This window comes from Rhizobacter sp. P2_H3 (assembly GCF_056403355.1).
On record NZ_JBFUFQ010000454.1, the window covers coordinates 1 to 1,835 of the forward strand.

General features: G+C 67.9%; 2 protein-coding genes. Both read left to right on the top strand.

The window, feature by feature from the left end; all coding sequences use genetic code 11:
• The first annotated feature begins 197 nt into the window (after window positions 1-197).
• Window positions 198-1,178, top strand: coding sequence for an FAD:protein FMN transferase (locus tag AC1D1T_RS32255; protein WP_477993429.1), 981 nt, complete (start codon window positions 198-200; stop codon window positions 1,176-1,178).
• A gap of 27 nt (window positions 1,179-1,205) precedes the next feature.
• Window positions 1,206-1,835: TolB family protein (locus AC1D1T_RS32260; RefSeq protein ID WP_477993430.1), on the top strand; the 630-nt coding region annotated here is incomplete at its 3' end.

Sequence of the window (1,835 nt, forward strand, 5' to 3'; positions counted from 1 at the left end):
GGATGTAAGGTCGTCGCCGTTTGCCAACTATTGACACATTTTCAGGGGTTTTCGAGACGAAGATCCGCTCCGCCATGCAGGCACGTGACCTGCGTAAGACATGCGTCAACAGACAGTCAACGGACAGTCAACGATTCCGAGGGAATGAAGTGCAGTTGGTTCCGGAGGGCCTCGTGTCCAGCAAGCCAGTCAGGTCGATGAACCCCGCCCCGCATGCCGAATCGGCCGTGCGTGGTGGCGGCTGGCTGCGCCGCGAGGAAGCCATCATGGGCACCTCGGTCTCGGTCGAGCTGTGGAGCGACGACCGCCCCGCGGGCGAGGCCGCAATTGCTGCCGTGATGGCCGACATGCAGCGCATCGACTGGACCATGAGCCCGGTGAAGGCGTCGTCCGAGCTGTCGCGCATCAACCGCGAAGCCGCCGCCCACCCGGTGGCGCTCAGCAACGAGCTGTACGGGCTGCTGGAGCGGGCGCTGCATTTCTCGCGCCTCTCCGATGGCGCGTTCGACATCACCTACGCCAGCGCCGGCCAGCTCTACGACTACCGCGAGCAGCGCGCCCCCACCGAAGCCCAGCTGGCCGCGGCCCGCGCCGCGATCGGCTGGCAGCAATTGCTGCTCGATCCGCAACACAAGACCGTTCGTTTCGGCCACCCCGGCATGCGCATCGACCTGGGCGGCTTCGCCAAGGGCCATGCGGTCGACCGCGCCGCCGCGATCCTGCGCGGCCACGGCATCCGCCATGCGGTGGTGGCGGCCGGCGGCGACAGCTACGTGCTCGGCGACCGCCGCGGGCGCCCCTGGAACATCGCGGTGCGCGACCCGCGCCGCCCCGGCGAGGTCGTCGCGCTGCTGCCGCTCGAAGACGTCGCGATGTCGACCTCGGGCGACTATGAGCGCTTCTTCGAGCGCGACGGCAAGCGCTTCCACCATGTGATCGACCCGAAGACGGGGCGGTCGGCGCACGGCGTGCGCAGCGTGACCATCCTCGCCGAGGACGGGCTCACGAGCGAAGGACTGTCCAAGAGTGTGTTCGTGAAAGGCCTTGCAGAGGGCATGCGGCTCGTCGAGTCGCAGGAGGGCGTCGATGCGATCGTGATCGACGCGGACGGTGTTCTGCATTACTCCTCCGGCTTGCTGGGCGCCGCCCCGCAATCCGGCAACCCAGGCCGGCAGTAGACGACCGGCCGCATCGGAGGCGAGAAGATGAAGTACCCCACAGCAACCCAGGGCCCCGCGAGCGATCGCCGGGCGCACCGAGGCAGCATCCGGTTCGCCGGCGCCGCGCTGCTCGCCACCATGGCCGCGGTCCTCGCGGCCTGCGGCAGCGGCAGTTCCAGCGATTCATCCAGCCTCACGGTGGAAGGCGACGTGCCGCTCGCGTACACGCAGCGCGTCAACACGATGGGCATGAACCCGACCAACGGCGCCCCGTACGCCCAGGGCGGCGACCTGATGATCCGCGAGAAATCCTCGCCGAGCGCGCCCGAGCACAACATCACGAAGGACATCACCCAGGGCCACGGCGACGTGTCCGACCCCGAGGTGTCGTTCGACGGCAAGAAGATCGTCTTCGCGCTGAAGTGCGAGACCTCCAACACCTCGATGATCAACGGCGCCAAGGCCTGTACCGGGCGCTGGAACATCTGGGAATACGACATGACGAAGAGCGGCCTGACCGGCGGCAGCTTCAAGCGTCTGACCAGCTCCACCGACGGCGACGACGTCGACCCGGCCTACCTGCCGGCCGGCAAGGGCTTCGTGTTCTCGTCGAACCGCCAGGGCACCTCGTTCTTCAACCAGGGCGTCGGCGGCAACCGCTTCGCGCTCGACGAG